This is a genomic window from Thermosynechococcus sp. TG215 (assembly GCF_031583455.1).
Classification (GTDB): Bacteria; Cyanobacteriota; Cyanobacteriia; order Thermosynechococcales; family Thermosynechococcaceae; genus Thermosynechococcus.
This window is the reverse complement of sequence record NZ_CP134178.1, coordinates 108,424-124,766: the sequence shown is the minus strand read 5'-3', so window position 1 is coordinate 124,766 and position 16,343 is coordinate 108,424. Positions and strand designations below refer to the sequence as shown.

General features: G+C 53.5%; 15 protein-coding genes, 1 tRNA gene and 1 other annotated feature (1 of these 17 running past the window's edge). Of the genes, 10 read left to right on the top strand and 6 right to left on the bottom strand.

The genetic code is table 11. The annotated features are described in order from the left end of the window. Positions 1-42: a sequence feature (ribosomal protein L10 leader region), on the top strand (it extends 91 nt beyond the left edge of the window). Between the two features lie 18 nt (positions 43-60). From rplJ to rnhA, 3 genes are all read left to right on the top strand, one after another. Next, positions 61-588: a 50S ribosomal protein L10 gene (gene rplJ, locus RHJ02_RS00595; RefSeq protein WP_149817208.1), complete on the top strand. Its 528-nt coding sequence runs from the start codon at positions 61-63 to the stop codon at positions 586-588. Positions 589-663: 75 nt separating this feature from the next. Beyond that, positions 664-1,062: a 50S ribosomal protein L7/L12 gene (rplL, locus tag RHJ02_RS00590; protein WP_149817205.1), complete on the top strand. Its 399-nt coding sequence runs from the start codon at positions 664-666 to the stop codon at positions 1,060-1,062. A gap of 79 nt (positions 1,063-1,141) precedes the next feature. Then, positions 1,142-1,621: a ribonuclease HI gene (rnhA, locus tag RHJ02_RS00585; RefSeq protein ID WP_206200617.1), complete on the top strand. Its 480-nt coding sequence runs from the start codon at positions 1,142-1,144 to the stop codon at positions 1,619-1,621. Here the strand turns inward: rnhA and RHJ02_RS00580 are convergent. Then, positions 1,554-2,351 (bottom strand): TIGR01548 family HAD-type hydrolase, encoded by a 798-nt coding sequence (locus RHJ02_RS00580; protein WP_310743199.1) that lies wholly within the window; start codon positions 2,349-2,351, stop codon positions 1,554-1,556. The genes rnhA and RHJ02_RS00580 overlap by 68 nt on opposite strands. A 91-nt stretch (positions 2,352-2,442) precedes the next feature. On the opposite strand from RHJ02_RS00580, the gene RHJ02_RS00575 reads away from it, so the two are divergent. Both RHJ02_RS00575 and RHJ02_RS00570 read left to right on the top strand, forming a co-directional pair. Continuing rightward, positions 2,443-2,742 (top strand): 30S ribosomal protein PSRP-3, encoded by a 300-nt coding sequence (locus RHJ02_RS00575; RefSeq protein WP_149817201.1) that lies wholly within the window; start codon positions 2,443-2,445, stop codon positions 2,740-2,742. A gap of 199 nt (positions 2,743-2,941) precedes the next feature. Next, entirely contained in the window at positions 2,942-4,018 is a 1,077-nt protein-coding gene (locus RHJ02_RS00570; protein ID WP_149817199.1) for an isocitrate/isopropylmalate dehydrogenase family protein, read from the top strand. Here RHJ02_RS00570 and RHJ02_RS00565 read toward each other — a convergent pair. Then, positions 4,015-5,376 carry a TrkH family potassium uptake protein gene (locus tag RHJ02_RS00565; RefSeq protein WP_315863709.1) on the bottom strand — a complete coding sequence of 454 codons (1,362 nt, stop codon included), beginning with the start codon at positions 5,374-5,376 and terminating at the stop codon, positions 4,015-4,017. The genes RHJ02_RS00570 and RHJ02_RS00565 overlap by 4 nt on opposite strands. Before the next feature lie 87 nt (positions 5,377-5,463). Then, a tRNA-Pro gene (locus RHJ02_RS00560) sits at positions 5,464-5,537 on the bottom strand. Positions 5,538-5,640: 103 nt separating this feature from the next. On the opposite strand from RHJ02_RS00560, the gene lepA reads away from it, so the two are divergent. After that, on the top strand, positions 5,641-7,452 hold the full coding sequence (gene lepA / locus RHJ02_RS00555) for a translation elongation factor 4 (RefSeq protein ID WP_206200614.1): 1,812 nt from the start codon (positions 5,641-5,643) through the stop codon (positions 7,450-7,452). A gap of 10 nt (positions 7,453-7,462) precedes the next feature. Continuing rightward, on the top strand, positions 7,463-7,618 hold the full coding sequence (locus tag RHJ02_RS00550) for a hypothetical protein (RefSeq protein ID WP_206201713.1): 156 nt from the start codon (positions 7,463-7,465) through the stop codon (positions 7,616-7,618). Between the two features lie 6 nt (positions 7,619-7,624). Here RHJ02_RS00550 and RHJ02_RS00545 read toward each other — a convergent pair whose 3' ends face one another. Next, positions 7,625-9,346, bottom strand: a complete 1,722-nt coding sequence (locus tag RHJ02_RS00545; RefSeq protein ID WP_310800326.1) for a transglutaminase domain-containing protein — start codon at positions 9,344-9,346, stop codon at positions 7,625-7,627. Positions 9,347-9,360: 14 nt separating this feature from the next. Then, on the bottom strand, positions 9,361-11,835 hold the full coding sequence (locus RHJ02_RS00540) for an ATP-dependent Clp protease ATP-binding subunit (protein WP_149817189.1): 2,475 nt from the start codon (positions 11,833-11,835) through the stop codon (positions 9,361-9,363). Between the two features lie 263 nt (positions 11,836-12,098). Here RHJ02_RS00540 and RHJ02_RS00535 point away from each other — a divergent pair, with 263 nt between their 5' ends. Together RHJ02_RS00535 and RHJ02_RS00530 are read left to right on the top strand one after the other, a co-directional pair. Continuing rightward, a complete protein-coding gene (locus RHJ02_RS00535; protein ID WP_206200612.1) occupies positions 12,099-12,791 on the top strand; it encodes an HAD family phosphatase in 693 nt (230 codons plus the stop codon). A 47-nt stretch (positions 12,792-12,838) separates the two neighbouring features. Further along, positions 12,839-13,477: a hypothetical protein gene (locus tag RHJ02_RS00530; protein WP_149817184.1), complete on the top strand. Its 639-nt coding sequence runs from the start codon at positions 12,839-12,841 to the stop codon at positions 13,475-13,477. Here the strand turns inward: RHJ02_RS00530 and RHJ02_RS00525 are convergent. After that, positions 13,458-15,773: an ATP-dependent helicase gene (locus tag RHJ02_RS00525; protein ID WP_310800325.1), complete on the bottom strand. Its 2,316-nt coding sequence runs from the start codon at positions 15,771-15,773 to the stop codon at positions 13,458-13,460. The genes RHJ02_RS00530 and RHJ02_RS00525 overlap by 20 nt on opposite strands. A 173-nt stretch (positions 15,774-15,946) precedes the next feature. Here RHJ02_RS00525 and RHJ02_RS00520 point away from each other — a divergent pair, with 173 nt between their 5' ends. After that, entirely contained in the window at positions 15,947-16,321 is a 375-nt protein-coding gene (locus RHJ02_RS00520; protein WP_206200610.1) for a DUF4278 domain-containing protein, read from the top strand. The last annotated feature ends 22 nt before the right edge of the window (positions 16,322-16,343 follow it).

Here is a 16,343-nt window from a genome sequence, read left to right as displayed (position 1 = left end):
GCGATCGCCCCGGCACCACTGCTGGGGTTTTTCTTTCACTGACTACAGGAGGTGATGCGCGTGGGACGCACGCTAGCAAACAAAAAAGAAATTGTGGCGGAGCTAAAGGAACGCCTGAGCGAGTCACAAATGGCACTGGTGATTGACTACCAAGGTCTCACCGATGCTGAGATGAAGGATTTGCGGCAACGCTTGCGCAAGTGTAATGCCAGTTGCAAGGTCACTAAAAATACGCTGATGGAATTGGCGGTTAAAGAAAGTGACACTTGGCAACCCATGACCCAATTCCTTAAGGGACCTTCGGCGTTCCTCTTGGTCAAGGATGACATTGGCGGCACGATCAAGGCCTACCAAGAATTCCAAAAGGCCACGAAAAAAACCACCCTACGCGGTGGGGTCATGGAGGGACGGGCCCTTGATGAAGCGCAAGTGAAGGCCATTGGTGATCTGCCCTCAAAAGAACAACTCATGGCGCAGATTGCTGGTGCCCTCAATGCCGTCACAGCGAAGATTGCCATTGGCATCAAGGAGGTTCCTGCTTCCTTGGCGCGGGCAACCCAGGCGATCGCCGACAAAGGTGCGGCATAGATCGATCCTGTTTTCGGTTTCCCTTGGGAAGCCACCTGTTCTTGTTTTCCAACCTTGAAACGATAGGAGTTGACAATGTCTGCTGCAACCGATGAAATTCTCGAAAAGTTGAAATCCTTGACCCTGCTGGAAGCCGCTGAGCTGGTCAAGCAAATTGAAGAGGCCTTTGGTGTCAGTGCCGCTGCGCCGGTCGGTGGCATGATGGTCGCCGCTCCTGTGGGTGGTGGGGCTGCTGCTCCCGCAGAAGAAGTCGAAGAGAAAACCGCCTTCGATGTCATTCTCGAAGAAGTCCCCGCCGACAAGAAGATTGCCGTGCTCAAAGTGGTGCGCTCTTTGACCGGCTTGGGTCTCAAGGAAGCTAAGGAAGTGGTGGAATCCACGCCCAAACCCGTGAAAGAAGGTGCCACCAAAGAAGACGCCGAAGCCGCTAAGAAAGAACTCGAGGAAGCCGGCGCCAAAGTCAGCATCAAGTAGTCTTTGGTATCCATTTGTTTCGGGGGTGGTCTTGTGGCCACCCTTTTTTATTTGCAACCTTTGGAGGGCATAGAGACTCATGACCGAGATTCGTGCCATTTATACCGATGGTGCCTGCGAAGGCAATCCGGGACCGGGGGGCTGGGGCGTGGTCATTTACTTTGCCGACGGCTCTGTGCAGGAACGGGGGGGACATCACCCCGCGACCACAAATAATCGCATGGAATTGCAGGCGGCCATTGAAGCCCTCAAGGCATGGCGCCAACTGGCTCCGGGGAGCGCGATCGCCCTTTACACCGACAGCGAATATGTCCTCAAGGGAATTACGGAGTGGATCCACAACTGGAAACGGCGGGGCTGGAAAACAGCCGCCAAAAAGCCTGTTCTCAACCAAGACCTGTGGCAGGAGTTAGATGCCCTCAATGATCCCTTAGTCCAGTGGCACCATGTGCGTGGCCATAGTGGCGATGTCGGCAATGAACGCTGTGATCTTATTGCCCGCAGTTTGAGTCGTGGGCAGCCAATTGCCCTAAGAACGCTGCCACCATCGCTGGGGTAATGTCGCGCGTGTGTTCAAAAACTGCACTGGCTCCCGCTGAGCGCAAGCGATCGCCATAGCGTTGCCGATCTTCGGGCTTGACATGGGGAGGAATCACCCCTAAGGCAATCCACGGCGTTGTTGCTTGTTCTTTGCGGGCATTGACAACGGTCTGCATATCCGCCACTGTATCCCCCACATAAAAGGCAGGAATGGTTTCCTGAGCCGCGGCCTGACGGTAGGCCATGCGGAGTCCTGTGGGGTCGGGTTTGCCGGGGGCATCTTCCATGGCGATCAAAAGGGGCTGATCGAGACCCAAGCGGTGTTTCAGAACATATTCTGCCGAGTCCCGCGTCGCACCACTGACAAACCCCCAGCGGATTTGTGCCTGATCAAGAGCCTGAAAATAGGCAACATCCACCAGCAGTGGCTCATCTTGAATATAGCCGCACCAATTTTGGCCGCTATAGCGCTCCTCAAAAAAGATTACAAGGCGCTCGTAATCCAAGGGCACTTGGCAGCGGGGTTTCCCTTGGCGTTCAAAGTAGCGATAAATGAGTTCACGCGACCCTTCCCAGTCGTTATTCCAGCAGCCTTCCGCCTTGAGGTTGTCAATTTCCTTTTGACTGGGACGATAGGCACCCCCCGTAAAATGCTCGACGGTATCCGCTAGGGCACGGCGATAGGAACGACTGACATCGCGAATCACCCCATCAATATCAAAAAAGACACAGGCGTAGGGGGTACTCAACGGCAGCTCTCCAGAAACTTGTATGCAGTTGGCCTGATTGGTTATTATAAAGGATGGCTTTTTGTGAAAAACGAGTTTTAGGAGGTTAGAATTGTCCCGCTTTACCCTGAGAGTACTTTGGTTAGAAAAAGACGTGGCGATCGCTGTCGATCAAATTGTTGGCAAAGGGACAAGCCCCCTCACCTCCTACTTCTTTTGGCCGCGCACCGATGCTTGGGAACTCCTGAAGGCGGAGTTAGAGAAGAAATCTTGGATTACGGAAGCCGAGCGGATTGAACTCCTCAACCGTGCCACCGAAATCATTAACTACTGGCAAGAGGAAGGCAAAAATCGTCCCGTCAGCGAGGCACAAAAGCGCTTTAGTGATGTTAGTTTTGTAGGCACAGCCTAGGGTATTCTGAATTCCGAGGTAAATCACTACCTGTTGAGGAGAAACATGATGGGAATTGTTTTGTACTTTGTCATTGTTGCAGGCGCGATCGCCTTGGCGACAATTTTGTTTCACACGCTACGTACGGTGAAGCTCATTTAGCGGCATCATACCCTCCTAATACCTTTGTCTTTCAGTTCTGCATAGGGAGAGAGAACTCGTGTCCCACGCTGTTACCTTAATTCGCGGCGACGGTATTGGTCCTGAGGTTGCCGCTGCCACTCGCACGGCCATTGATGCTACGGGCGTCAAAATTGATTGGGTGGTGGTGGATGCCGGCGTGGACATGATGGAACGCTATGGTACCCCCTTGCCCGAACACGTTCTCGATGCCATCAAAAGCACGAAAACTGCCATCAAAGGGCCGATTACCACCCCCGTGGGTACCGGCTTTCGTTCTGTGAATGTCGAGATCCGCAAGCGGCTCAATCTCTATGCGAACCTACGGCCGGCTAAATCCATTGTTGGGGTGAAAAGCTATTTTCAAAACATTGACCTTGTCATTGTTCGCGAGAATACCGAAGACCTCTACGCCGGGATTGAGTTTGAATACACCAGTCCCGAGGCGGCCAAAGCCCGTGCCTTTTTGAGTGATCTAGCGGGTAAGCCGATCCGTGAGGATGCTGCCATTGGTGTCAAGCCGATTTCTGTGCTGGGGAGCGATCGCATCATTGAGTTTGCCTTCAAATATGCCAAGGCCAACCATCGCCAGAAAGTGACCGCCGTTCACAAAGCCAACATCATGAAATTTACCGATGGCCTCTTCCTTGAACGTGCCCGCGAAATTGCTACCCGTTACCCCGACATTGCCTTTGAAGATCGCATCGTCGATAACATGTGCATGCAGTTGATGCAGAAGCCCGAACTTTATGATGTGATGGTGATGCCCAACCTCTACGGTGATATTCTTTCCGACCTTTGTGCCGGGATGATTGGGGGTCTAGGAGTGGCACCGGGGGCAAACATTGGCGATGAATATGCCGTTTTTGAGGCGATTCATGGTTCAGCACCTAAATATGCCGGCCAAAATAAAGCCAATCCTACGGCATTGATTCTCTCTGGTGTGTTGATGTTGCAACACTTGGGTGAAATGGAAGCGGCACGGCGTCTTCAGGCAGCTGTGGAAAAAGTCATTGCTGAGGGGCGCTTTGTCACCTATGATTTGGCTGCGCCGGGCAAAGAACCCGTGGGTACCCAAGAGATGGCTGCCGCCATTGCCGAGTATGCCGCCCCCTAACCCACCAGCAGGTTCTCCTCAGGATATTGGACACTAGAAGGCTGGGGGTCACCGATAATTGCCGCCATCAGCAGCAGGATACCTACCCGTCCGGCATACATCGTTACAATCAAGATCAACTTGGAAAAGGCGGTTAGCCCACTGGTAATACCGGTGGAGAGACCAACGGTGGCAAAGGCGGAAACGGTTTCAAAGAGAATGTTAATGAAATTCTCTTCGGGGTCAGCGATCGCGATGAGGGTAGTGGAAACCAGCACCGTAAACATTGAGCCAAAGGCGACAGCGACCGCTTTCATGATCAGCGAGGGGGGCACCTGACGGCGGTAGAGCAGCACCACCTCTTTCCCTTGCAGAGCTGACTTGGTAATCCCTGCCAAAATCCGCAACGTGGTTGTTTTAATGCCCCCTGCCGTGCCACCGGGGCTACCACCAATAAACATCAGGGCAATCATAATAAATAGCCCGCCATTATTGAATTCACCAATGTTGACGGTATTAAAGCCCGCCGTCCGCGCTGTCACCGACTGAAACCAGGCCAAGAGGAGCTTCTGATCAAAGGAAAAAAGACCAAATCGTTCTGGCGATCGCATCTCCGTCGCAAACAGCATCGCCGTTCCCAAGATGAGGAGAATCGCCGTTGTACTCGTCACAATTTTGAAATTGAGGCTAAACGTCATCTGGCTCGCCTTGCGGATTAGATAGGCGGGTTTACCCCAGTGGCGCAGATGCTCCCGCAGCCAAAGATAAAATTCAAAGATCACCTCATAGCCAATGCCGCCAAAAATAATCAGCAGTGAAATCACGAAATTCAGGGGCACAGAGGTTTGATACCCCATCAAGCTGTCACTAAACAGACTAAACCCGGCATTATTCCAAGCACTGATACTGTGAAACACCGCCAGCCACAGTGCCCGTGGATCACTAACGTCTTGGCGAAAAATCAGCCACAGCAACAAGGCACCCGTCAGTTCAAAGAGAAACGTGAGACCCAAAATCGAGCGCACCAATTGCCGTGCCCCCTGCATGCCCCGCCGATCCAAGGCTTGCTGTACCGCTATCTTCTGCCGCAGGTTAAACTTGCGTCCCAGCAAAATAATCAAAAAGGTGGTCGCCGTCATGTACCCCAGACCACCCACCTGGATCAACAGCAGAATCACCAGTTGACCAAAGGGAGAAAAGTGGGTTCCCGTATCGACAATAATGTGGCCGGTCACACAAACGGCCGATGTTGCGGTAAATAGCGCAACGATAAAGGGGTTCCATTCCCCATTACTAGTGGACCAAGGCAGCCACAACAGCAGCGTCCCCAGCGTAATCACCGCCAAAAATCCAAGGCAAATTGTCCGTGGAACCGTCAGCATCAATGAATACGTATCCAAAAGGCCTGAGGCTAATCTACCGCAGGATTGTATGGGCAACAATCGTTCTAGGTTTACGGTTCCGAATCGGGATGACAGGATTTGAACCTGCGACCCTCTGCTCCCAAAGCAGATGCGCTACCAAGCTGCGCTACATCCCGGCAGTTAATTTCTATCCTACCACCGAATTCTCAGCACAATCGGACAGGGACGCTTAGAATCAAGAAAGGAGTTTTTCATTTTGTTAAGGTTGTCCTCGCTGGTATGACCGACGTCCCCGTTTCCCACATTCGCAATTTCTCGATCATTGCCCACATTGATCACGGCAAATCGACCCTTGCCGATCGCCTGCTGCAATTTACAGGCACGGTGGATCCCCGTGAAATGAAGGAACAGTTTCTTGACAATATGGAGCTGGAGCGGGAGCGGGGAATTACGATTAAGCTGCAAGCTGCCCGCATGACCTACACCAGTCGCGATGGCGAAACGTATATTTTGAATTTGATTGACACCCCCGGCCACGTGGATTTTTCCTATGAGGTGTCGCGATCGCTGGCTGCCTGTGAAGGGGCACTCCTCGTTGTGGATGCCTCCCAAGGGGTAGAAGCGCAAACACTGGCCAATGTCTATCTGGCATTGGAGCATAATTTAGAGATTATTCCGGTCCTCAACAAAATTGACCTACCCGGTGCTGAACCCGATCGCGTCAAGGCCGAAATCGAAGAGATTATTGGTCTCGATTGCTCCCAAGCGGTTCTAGCGTCCGCCAAGGAAGGGATTGGCATTGAGGAAATTCTGGAATCGATTGTGCATTTGGTGCCGCCGCCTCGGGATACGGTAGATCAACCCCTGCGGGCATTGATTTTTGATAGCTACTACGATGCCTACCGAGGGGTGATTGTCTATTTTCGGGTCATGGATGGTGTGGTTCGCAAGGGCGATCGCATTCGCTTGATGGCCTCTGGCAAAGAATACGAAATTGATGAACTCGGCGTCCTCGCCCCCAACCAAAAACCCGTGGACAGTCTCCATGCCGGGGAAGTGGGCTACCTCGCAGCCGCCATTAAAGCCGTTGGCGATGCCCGTGTCGGCGACACGATTACATTGGCACAAAACCCAGCCAAGGAACCTCTTCCGGGTTACACCGAGGCCAAACCGATGGTCTTTTGTGGTCTTTTTCCCACCGATGCCGATCAGTTTGAGGATCTGCGGGAAGCCCTTGAAAAATTGAAGCTCAACGATGCTTCGCTCCACTACGAGCCGGAAACCTCCAGTGCCATGGGCTTTGGGTTCCGCTGTGGCTTTTTGGGGCTGCTGCACATGGAAATTATCCAAGAGCGGCTAGAGCGGGAATACAATCTGGACTTAATCATTACTGCCCCTTCGGTGGTCTATCGCGTGACCACGGTGAAAGGGGAGGTGCTGACGATTGATAACCCCAGCCTGCTACCGGAACCCCAATACCGCGAAAAAATTGAGGAACCCTACGTTCAACTGGAAATGATTACCCCCGAAATCTATGTGGGAACGCTGATGGAATTGGCGCAGTCGCGGCGGGGCATCTTTAAGGATATGCGCTACCTCACCCAAGGGCGCACCACATTGGTCTATGAAATGCCCTTGGCGGAAATTGTGACGGACTTTTTCGATGAAATGAAGTCGCGATCGCGGGGCTATGCCAGTATGGAATACCACCTGATTGGCTACCGTCCTAATGATCTGGTGAAACTGGATATCCTGATCAATAACGACCCAGTGGATTCCTTGGCAGCGATTGTTCACCGCGATAAGGCCTACTATGTGGGACGTGCCCTTGTCAGCAAACTCAAGGATTTGATCCCACGCCACCAGTTCAAAATTCCCATTCAAGCGGCCATTGGCTCACGGGTGATTGCCAGTGAAAGTATTCCCGCCTTACGCAAAGATGTCTTGGCCAAGTGCTACGGCGGCGATGTGACCCGTAAACGCAAGCTCCTCGAAAAACAAAAAGCGGGTAAAAAACGGATGAAGGCGATCGGGCGGGTGGATGTCCCCCAAGAGGCCTTTATGGCGGTATTGCGACTCAAGAATGAATAGGAGGCTCAGGGTGTCTCAACGGTCATCGGGCAAATGGGTGGCGATCGTCACCGGTGTCATTTCCCTGTTATTGGGAATTGGCTACTTGGTGTTAGTACAGCTTTTGGATTGGCGCGGCGATTGGCAGCCGGCTCCTTTGGGATTACTGCGAGTGCTCCTGTCTTAGAACTGTTTAGGCAATTGGGGGCAGCTCACTATGAATGGTAAAGCGCACATGATTGAGGGCTAAATCTCCAAGGCGTAGCCCGCGATCGCGATAATTCATGCTCTCAAAGCGAATCCCTTTACCCGCTTCCACGTGGTACCAAGGCAGTGCCATAAAGAACCGCGTTGGATAAGGGCCGCGCTCTACGACATCATCGGGATTGGACTCCATGGGCAACCAGCCAACCCCCGGCACATAAAACTCCAACCAAACGTGGTTATAGGTGGGTTGGAGGGGAATACCCCGCTTTTGGGGATGGGGGGGACATTTGTAGCGACCCACCGTACGGCAGGCAATGCCATTTAATCGCGCCAAGGCAAGGAGCACCCCCACGTACTCACCACAGGACCCCGTTCCCCGTTTCAAAACCAAATCGGGGGTTTCAATCGTGGGTCGCATGGCATAGCTCAGGCGATCGTACACATAGTTACGAATCTTGAGCATCTTACGCAGGATATTGGTCTCTGTGCCCACAGCTTGCCGTGCCGCCTCCTGGACAATGGGTTGATCCATCGCCAACTCATCGTTATCCACTAGATACTGTGCTGCAAATTCTGGTGGCAGCGGTAGCGTCTCATCAATGTCGTCAAAGCTGAGATGGTACTTGATACCTCTCACTTCTAGCCAAGCACGCCAACCAAAAAGACGGGCTTCGTAGGGACGCACTTCAGGAAAATCAAACACCGCCACCTGCTGATCACCCACGGTTTCCAAGTGAAAGGGGGTACCGACGGGTTCAACCCGCAGCAATTTTTGGCGCAGGGAATTGGCGGGCAGAGCAATTCGCCACTCTAGGTTATCTAGGTGCAGCGCCTCAAGGGGAGACATTTCCTCCACGTAGGCCATCTCAATCAGATAGCCATTGGAGACCGTGTAATGCTGCTCTTTGTGGGTCTGATAGAGCAGAGGATGAATCAGGCAAATATCGCGATGATCAATTTCGAGGGGGGCTTCGCGGTTGTTGGGGTTATCCCGCAAATAGGGTTCTTCGCCGCCATAGGCCACCCACAGTCGCCCCGTCGCATCAAAGGTAAACGCCGTTGGCTGGGCAAAGGGCGTCAAGGCCACCCATTCAACACGGCCACTCTGGCGATCGAGACAATAGATGGATTGCTCTAAGCGATCGCTCACCCACAGATAGCCATCCTTAAGGGCTAAATTTTCACAGCCAATGCCCGGCGCACTGAGGCGATACTGCTCTCGACCCGTCTCGTCAAAACAGTGAATGTAACCCGATTTTTGACAGGCCACATAGATGCCTGTGTCATCCACCGCCACACCGTAAATGGGATAGCGGCACGCCAACACCTTTTCTACATGCCAGTCAGGCAGATGACAGCGATAGAGCCATGTGTCCCGGCAAAACCAGAGGGTTTCGCGATGGAGACAGAGGCCATCGGCATCGAGAAATGGCTCTAGATCGTAGGGATTGAGAATCTCACTGTGGTCATTTTCGCCATTGATGAGCAAAATAAAGCCCCGTACCCGGTCCAAGGCCAAAAAACTGGCGCCAAGGGTTGCTTGGCAAAAGGGCAAACGGGGCAATTGACGTAGCCACAGGGCTTGGGGATCGACCCATGCCAGACCGTGGATTTGGTAAGCACCCAAGGGATAAATGGTGCGCCAGTCGTGATCCAGCGCTCGGGAGCTGAGGGAGTCCCCATAAACCTCTTGCGGTGTGTCTGGCATAGGAAGTCAATACCCTACTCAACCGCTTGGGGCAGTAGCTCACGCCGAGGTTGAGCTTGGATCTTCACTTGACCTGATTCATCCACATCAATGAGGGCAGTATCCCCTTCACGAATACGGCCAGAGAGCATTTCCTCAGCCAAGGTGTCCTCTAAGAGGCGCATAATGGCCCGCCGCAGGGGTCGCGCACCGTAGCTGGGATTGTAGCCTTCTTCAATGAGTCGCTCCTTGAAGCGATCCGTCACTTCTAGGGTGATTCCTTTCTCGGTCAGGCGTGAGAAGACCTCCTTCAAGAGGATGTCAGCAATTTGCTTGACCTCGTCTTTGGTCAGCTGGCGGAAGACAATAATCTCATCCACGCGGTTGAGGAACTCTGGACGGAAGTACTGCTTCAGTTCCTCATTCACCAAGGAGCGAATGCGATTGTATTGCGATTCAGCAGCATCCTCAGTGCCAAACTCAAAGCCAAGACCGCCAGCGCCTTTCTCAATCACCTTCGAGCCAATGTTCGAGGTCATGATCAAGAGGGTGTTCTTGAAGTCAACGGTACGCCCCTTAGAGTCAGTGAGGCGACCATCCTCAAGGATTTGCAGCAGCAGGTTAAAGACATCGGGATGGGCTTTCTCGATTTCGTCAAAGAGCACCACCGTGTAGGGACGCCGCCGCACGGCTTCGGTCAGTTGACCGCCCTCGTTGTAGCCGACATAGCCGGGGGGCGAACCAATGAGCTTGGAGACGGTATGCCGCTCCATGTACTCGGACATATCCAAGCGGATCATCGCCTCTTCAGAACCAAAGAAGTAGGCGGCCAAGGCTTTCGTTAGCTCGGTTTTACCCACACCGGTTGGCCCAGAGAAGATAAAGCTAGCAATGGGACGGTTGGGATTTTTTAGACCGACACGGGCACGGCGAATGGCACGGGAGATGGCTTTCACCGCTTCATCTTGGCCAATGACCCGCTGGTGCAGGGTCTCCTCCATGTGCAGCAGTTTTTCCGATTCGCTTTCGGTGAGCTTGCTGACAGGCACACCTGTCCAAGAGGCAACAATGTGGGCAATGTCCTCTTCGGTAACGACGGGGGTTTCCTCTTCACCATTGGCGCTTTCGGATTTTTTCTGCTGGGCAATGGCACGGATTTGCGCTTTCAGTTCCATCTCGCGATCGCGCAATTCACCCGCTTTGTCAAAGTTTTGGGCACGCACGGCATCGTCTTTTTCTTTGAGCACTTGCCGCAATTCGCGATCCAGTTCCTTGGCCGCAGGCGGTAGTTGCGAGTTAATCAGGCGCACCCGTGAGCCAGCTTCGTCAATGAGGTCAATGGCTTTGTCGGGCAGGTAGCGATCGCTAATGTAGCGATCAGACAGCTTCGCTGCCGCCTCAAGGGCTTCATCGGAAATTTTCAGCTTGTGGTGCTTCTCGTAGCGTTCCCGCAGGCCGTAGAGGATCTCAATGGTTTCCTCAACGGAGGGTTCACCCACCATCACCGGTTGGAAGCGGCGCTCCAAGGCAGCATCCCGCTCAATGTGTTTGCGGTACTCATCCAACGTGGTGGCACCAATGCACTGCAACTCACCACGAGCTAGGGCGGGTTTGAGGATATTCGCCGCATCAATGGCACCCTCAGCGGCCCCAGCCCCAATCAACGTGTGTACCTCGTCAATCACCAAGATCACGTTACCGGCTTGGCGGATCTCATCCATGATCTTCTTCAGCCGCTCTTCAAACTCACCGCGGTACTTCGTGCCCGCCACCAACAGGCCAATATCGAGGGTGACCACCCGCTTGTCTTCCAGAATATCGGGGACATCTTTATTGGCAATGCGTTGGGCAAGGCCTTCAGCAATAGCGGTTTTACCTACCCCCGGTTCACCGATCAGCACAGGATTATTTTTGGTGCGGCGGCCAAGGATTTGAATCACCCGCTCAATTTCTTTTTGCCGACCCACCACGGGATCTAGCTTGCCATCAATGGCCATCTGGGTGAGGTTGGCACCAAATTCGTCTAGCGTCGGTGTTTTGGTACGCCCTTGGCTGGCACCGGCAGCCACTTCTGCGGTTTCACCCAGCATGCGAATCACTTGGGTGCGCACTTTCGACAGGTCAACGCCGAGATTTTCAAGGACCCGTGCTGCTACCCCTTCCCCTTCGCGAATCAGACCTAAAAGAAGGTGCTCAGTACCAATATAGTTGTGTCCCAGTTGGCGGGCTTCTTCGAGGGAGAGTTCCAACACTCGCTTGGCACGGGGGGTAAAGGGAATCTCCACCGCTACAAAACCAGACCCACGGCCAATAATTTTTTCCACTTCGATGCGGGCATCCTTGAGGTTCACCCCCATGGAACGTAGCACCTTTGCCGCCACACCGGTACCTTCGCCAATTAGTCCGAGGAGAATTTGTTCAGTACCGACAAAGTTGTGGCCGAGGCGGCGAGCCTCTTCCTGTGCCAGCATGATGACTTTAATGGCTTTTTCTGTAAACCGTTCAAACATGACCCTTCCCCTAATGGCTCCTGCGTGCTGGTAACACCCATCTTAACATGTTCACTTTGGCGTGTTTTTGTATGCCAATTTACTATTACTGTAGATGTTGACTCATTTTTGTGCAGGTGCGGTTGCCCGTATTTTAGTTGAAATTTCCTTGGCTGTGCCGTGACCACTTTCGATAGACTGGTCAGCGGTTCCTAAAAAACTTCCTAGCACCCTTTGGGAGAAAAAACGATACACTACACTTGCTGGCTGCTGGCTTTTCTTCAATGGCTGATTTATCCAATTTCTTGGCGGTTGAACCCTCACAACGTGCCCTGATTTTCGATATGGATGGCGTCGTCTGCCATACCATGCCCTACCATCTTGAAGCTTGGCGGGTCTATGTCGATCGCACCCCTGAACTGCGGCAGCAGATCAATTTGGAACAGTTGCGGCAAATGGGGGGTAAACGCAATGCCGAACTCCTGCCAGAACTCCTGGGGCGATCGGTCACTGAAGCAGAAGTCGAACGCTGGGGCGCCGGCAAAGAGGCAGTGTTTCGCGAACTCTTGGCACCCCATTTGGAACTGTTGCCGGGGCTGTTGCCCTTTCTCAAAAGTGCTAAGGAAAAGGGCTATCGCTTGGGCCTAGGCACCTCGGCCTGTGCTGCCAATGTGGAATTGGTGCTCTCCTGTGAGGGGGTGGGCAACTGTTTCGATACGGTGGTGATGGAGCAGGATGTGCAGCGGGGCAAGCCCGATCCAGAATGCTATCTCCTAGTGGCGGAGCGGTTGCAGGTGTTGCCGCAGCATTGTCTTGTCTTTGAGGATGCCGTGGCAGGGGTGATGGCAGCGGTGCGGGCAGGGATGCTCTGCTGGGGAGTCCTGACCACCCAATCGGAAACGGCACTGCAAGCCGCAGGAGCAGAGGTCTGCATTGAGGACTTTACGGATCCACGCCTTCAATGGCTATTGTCCTAGGGCATTTTCGGCGATCATGGGTACTGGCGCGTTAGGAATCCACCACCTTGGGCGTTGATCTGCGCAGTTATGTCTATCTCGACTCGATTCAACCGCAACACGCGGCCTACTTGGGAACCGTGGCTCAAGGGTTTTTGCCTTTGCCGGGGGATTGCTCCCTCTGGGTGGAGATTTCACCGGGGATTGATGTCAATCGCCTTTTGGATATTGCCTTGAAGTCTGCGGTGGTGCGGCCGGGAGTTTTGTTTATCGAGCGACTCTACGGACTATTGGAGGTGCATTCGGGCAATCAGGGGGAAGTACGCGCAGCAGGGCAAGCAATTTTAGATGCCATTGGCGCTCGGGTACAGGATTGCTTGCGGCCACGGGTGATTTCGAGTCAAGTCATTCGCAATATTGATGCCCACCACACCCAACTAATTAACCGTTCGCGGCGGGGCAATATGATTTTGGCGGGGCAAACCCTCTATGTGTTTGAAGTGGAACCTGCCGCCTATGCCGCACTGGCCGCCAATGAAGCGGAAAAGGCAGCACTCATTAATATCTTGCAGATTTCAGCCGTGGGCAGCTTTGGCCGACTCTTTTTGGGGGGCGCGGAGCGGGATATTCTGGCAGCAGAACGGGCCGTCTTGGCAGCCATGGAACGCTTGCCGGGGCGTGATAGCCTTAGCGATCGCCGCGAGTAGCCTTGGCATGTTTCTTTAGCTTCTGCTCTAGGGCAGGTAAGAAAGGACAAGGGTCACTGTCTTGCAGTTGATAAAACCCTCGCCAGTCAAAGGTCTGCCAGTTAAAGGGGGCTTGGTGGGCGGCGGCGAGCCACAGTAAACGCTTAGCACGGGTCATGGCCACGTAAAGCAGGCGGTATTCCTCAGCAACTTTGGCCTCTTTGGCTTTTTGATAGGCGGTTTGCCAGTCAGGAAGGGGTTGCTGATGGCCGTAGGCACGCAGTTGCGATCGCACCACATCCGTAAAATCCACCTCTGGACTGAGGAACTTGGCATTGGCCGCCACCCAGCTCTCACCGGGGAGGGTTCTTGCCTCTAAAAAGGGAACAAAAACGGCATCCCAATCCAGACCCTTGGCGCGATGCATCGTCATAATCGTCACTTGCCCCGATCGCACTAAGCGGCTATGGAGGTCTTCCATCTCAACAGCGTCAAAGCGATCCGCTGCCACCAACTCCTGCCAACGGGGATGGATACGCTCCCACAGTTGCGTTGGTTCCTGCTGTGCCAAGTGGCAGATCAGGCGATCGCTGGTGGCCAATTCAGCGGCATCATAGCCCAATTCCTGAGCGCAGTACGTGATCAAAGGAAATAGAGATAGCTCTAGGCGGGCTTTGAGGAGACGTTGACAGTAGTGCCGTGCCTTGAGTACCGGTTCCTCGGCAGGGGGGTCTAAAGGACCAGGATAGAGAAACACCTCTGGCTGGGCGGCTAAGCGATCCAAATTTTGGACAGAAATGCGTTTGCGCTCCTGAAGAACAGTCAGAGCTGCTTTGACCGCTTCGGGAGAATAGGGACAGTGGAGAAAATAAAGAATGTCCAGCAATTCCTTGGGCACCTGCGATCGCCGTTCAATGCCCGATACATCGAGAATCGGAATCCCCTGAGCGGCAAGGTCGGTATTAATGCTGAAGCTAGCGGGCGATCGCAACAGATCCGCGACAAATTCCCCTTGGCGGTTGGTACGCACCAGTACCGCAATTGAGGCCTCAGGATACTCTGCTAAAACCTCAGAAATACGTGCTGCCAGCTCGCGCACGGTCTCGAAAATAGTAGCTGGTCGAGCAATTTCTACCCCTTCTCCCCAGGGGGGTGGGTTCGCCCCCGGTTGCGGATCCGTCGAGACGGGCTGAATGGCTTGCTCTCGAAAGGGGAGTTCCTGATCCTTTAGCGCACGATTGACCCATCGCACCAAATAGTTAGCAGCTCGAATCACCAACTCAGTGGATCGCCCCGCTTGGGTCATTTTATAGAAGGCCTGCTGCCGGGCACATTCGTCACAGAATTCATTGAAAAAGAGCGGGTCTGCCGCCGTAAATGTGGAGTTAATGGCTTGATTGGGATCCCCCACCCGCACAAAATTCACTTGCCCTGTGGTGTTGTCCTCGGCGAGAAGTCGCAGTAACCGCGATTGCAAGGGGGTCGAGTCCTGCGCCTCATCTTCAAAGACGGCATACACCCGCTGTTGCCATTCTTGGCGGCACTGGCGATCGCCCTCTAGGAGTTGTACCGCTGCCAAAATCATCTCATCATAGTCAATTTGCTCTCGCTGCGCTAAATGGTGCTGGTATAGTTCCAAAAGGTCCGCACCAATTTCTAAAAAGGGGTAGGGTTCTGCTGCGGCTGCACTTTGGGAGCGCAACTGCTGGGACAACTGCCGCAGATCATGGGGCGTCAACGCCATACTGCGGGCACTGCTAATAACGGTTTGTGCCAACTTCACCAAGATGTCAGTCAAAAGCGCACTTCTGCGACCATCGTGTTCAACGTCACTCAGGGGACTGGTATCGCAGCCTTGGATCAGTTGCTCGAGAATATCGGGGTGCGATCGCGCCCATTCCTTAACACAGGTAACACACAGGCGTCGCTGCTCATGCTCACTCATTAAATTCTCGCCACTCCAACGCAGACCCGCTGTGGGGTGACTGGTGGCAATTTTCAAGGCCAAACTGTGGAGCGTCTGCACACTAAAACCATTGCGGGGCAAGCCCATTTCCCGCAGGTACTGGCGAATCCGCACCTTGATATTGGCCGCTGCCGAACGACTATAGGTGACTACGACCAGTTGCCGCTGCTGATGGAGTTTTTCGCGAGCGATGGCGATCGCTGCTCCTACGGCCATGCCATGGGATTTGCCTGCTCCGGGCACTGCCGATACCGCCAAGAGACCCCCTTGCCATTCACTGATTTCCCGTTGACCTGGACGCAACGTCCTTAGAAGGTGACTGGCATTGGCAGGGAGTGACAACACGTTCATAGGAGGACTGTGGGAGGGCTAAAGATTTGTTAAAAAAACCGGCTTCTACCCAATGAAGATCGAAAAATCGTATAATAGAATACAGAAAGTTAGAAGCAAGTTGTTTCCTAACGCAGATCACCTAAAGCTTGATAACGAGTCAATAGTATTCACCTAGAAGCCTTGATTTAATTATGCAAGTAATCTATCGCGGCGTTAAATACGAAACTTCTGAGCAGCACATTCCCCTTGTTGAATCGGGTGCCAAGGGTTTCTACCGGGGGGTGCAATGGGTAGGGCACAAAGCGGCTGAACCGGTTCCTCAACCCAATCATGTCCTCTGCTGGCGGGGGGTGACCTACCAAACGAACGGTACACCAGTTACCACAACCGCTCCGACGACGAGTACTGCCCCTTCAGTACTTCCCCAGCGTAAGCGTGACTCCTTGGCCGAAGCCCATCGCCATGCAATTCTGAAAACTCTTGAGCGGCGGCTGCAAGTGGCTCGGAGTCAGGGCAATGAAGATCTCATCAGTCTGCTGGAAGAAGAGTGGCAGCAATTTGCCTAAGGTTGGATCACCGAAACCCAAA

What these genes read in the sequence shown, in the direction of transcription:
- RHJ02_RS00535 (WP_206200612.1), top strand. Translation starts at nt 12,099, where the DNA reads ATGGCTGATTTATCCAATTTCTTGGCGGTTGAACCCTCACAACGTGCC.
- RHJ02_RS00520 (WP_206200610.1), top strand. Translation starts at nt 15,947, where the DNA reads ATGCAAGTAATCTATCGCGGCGTTAAATACGAAACTTCTGAGCAGCAC.
- RHJ02_RS00540 (WP_149817189.1), bottom strand. Translation starts at nt 11,835, where the DNA reads ATGTTTGAACGGTTTACAGAAAAAGCCATTAAAGTCATCATGCTGGCA.
- lepA (WP_206200614.1), top strand. Translation starts at nt 5,641, where the DNA reads ATGACCGACGTCCCCGTTTCCCACATTCGCAATTTCTCGATCATTGCC.
- RHJ02_RS00545 (WP_310800326.1), bottom strand. Translation starts at nt 9,346, where the DNA reads ATGCCAGACACACCGCAAGAGGTTTATGGGGACTCCCTCAGCTCCCGA.
- RHJ02_RS00525 (WP_310800325.1), bottom strand. Translation starts at nt 15,773, where the DNA reads ATGAACGTGTTGTCACTCCCTGCCAATGCCAGTCACCTTCTAAGGACG.
- rnhA (WP_206200617.1), top strand. Translation starts at nt 1,142, where the DNA reads ATGACCGAGATTCGTGCCATTTATACCGATGGTGCCTGCGAAGGCAAT.
- rplL (WP_149817205.1), top strand. Translation starts at nt 664, where the DNA reads ATGTCTGCTGCAACCGATGAAATTCTCGAAAAGTTGAAATCCTTGACC.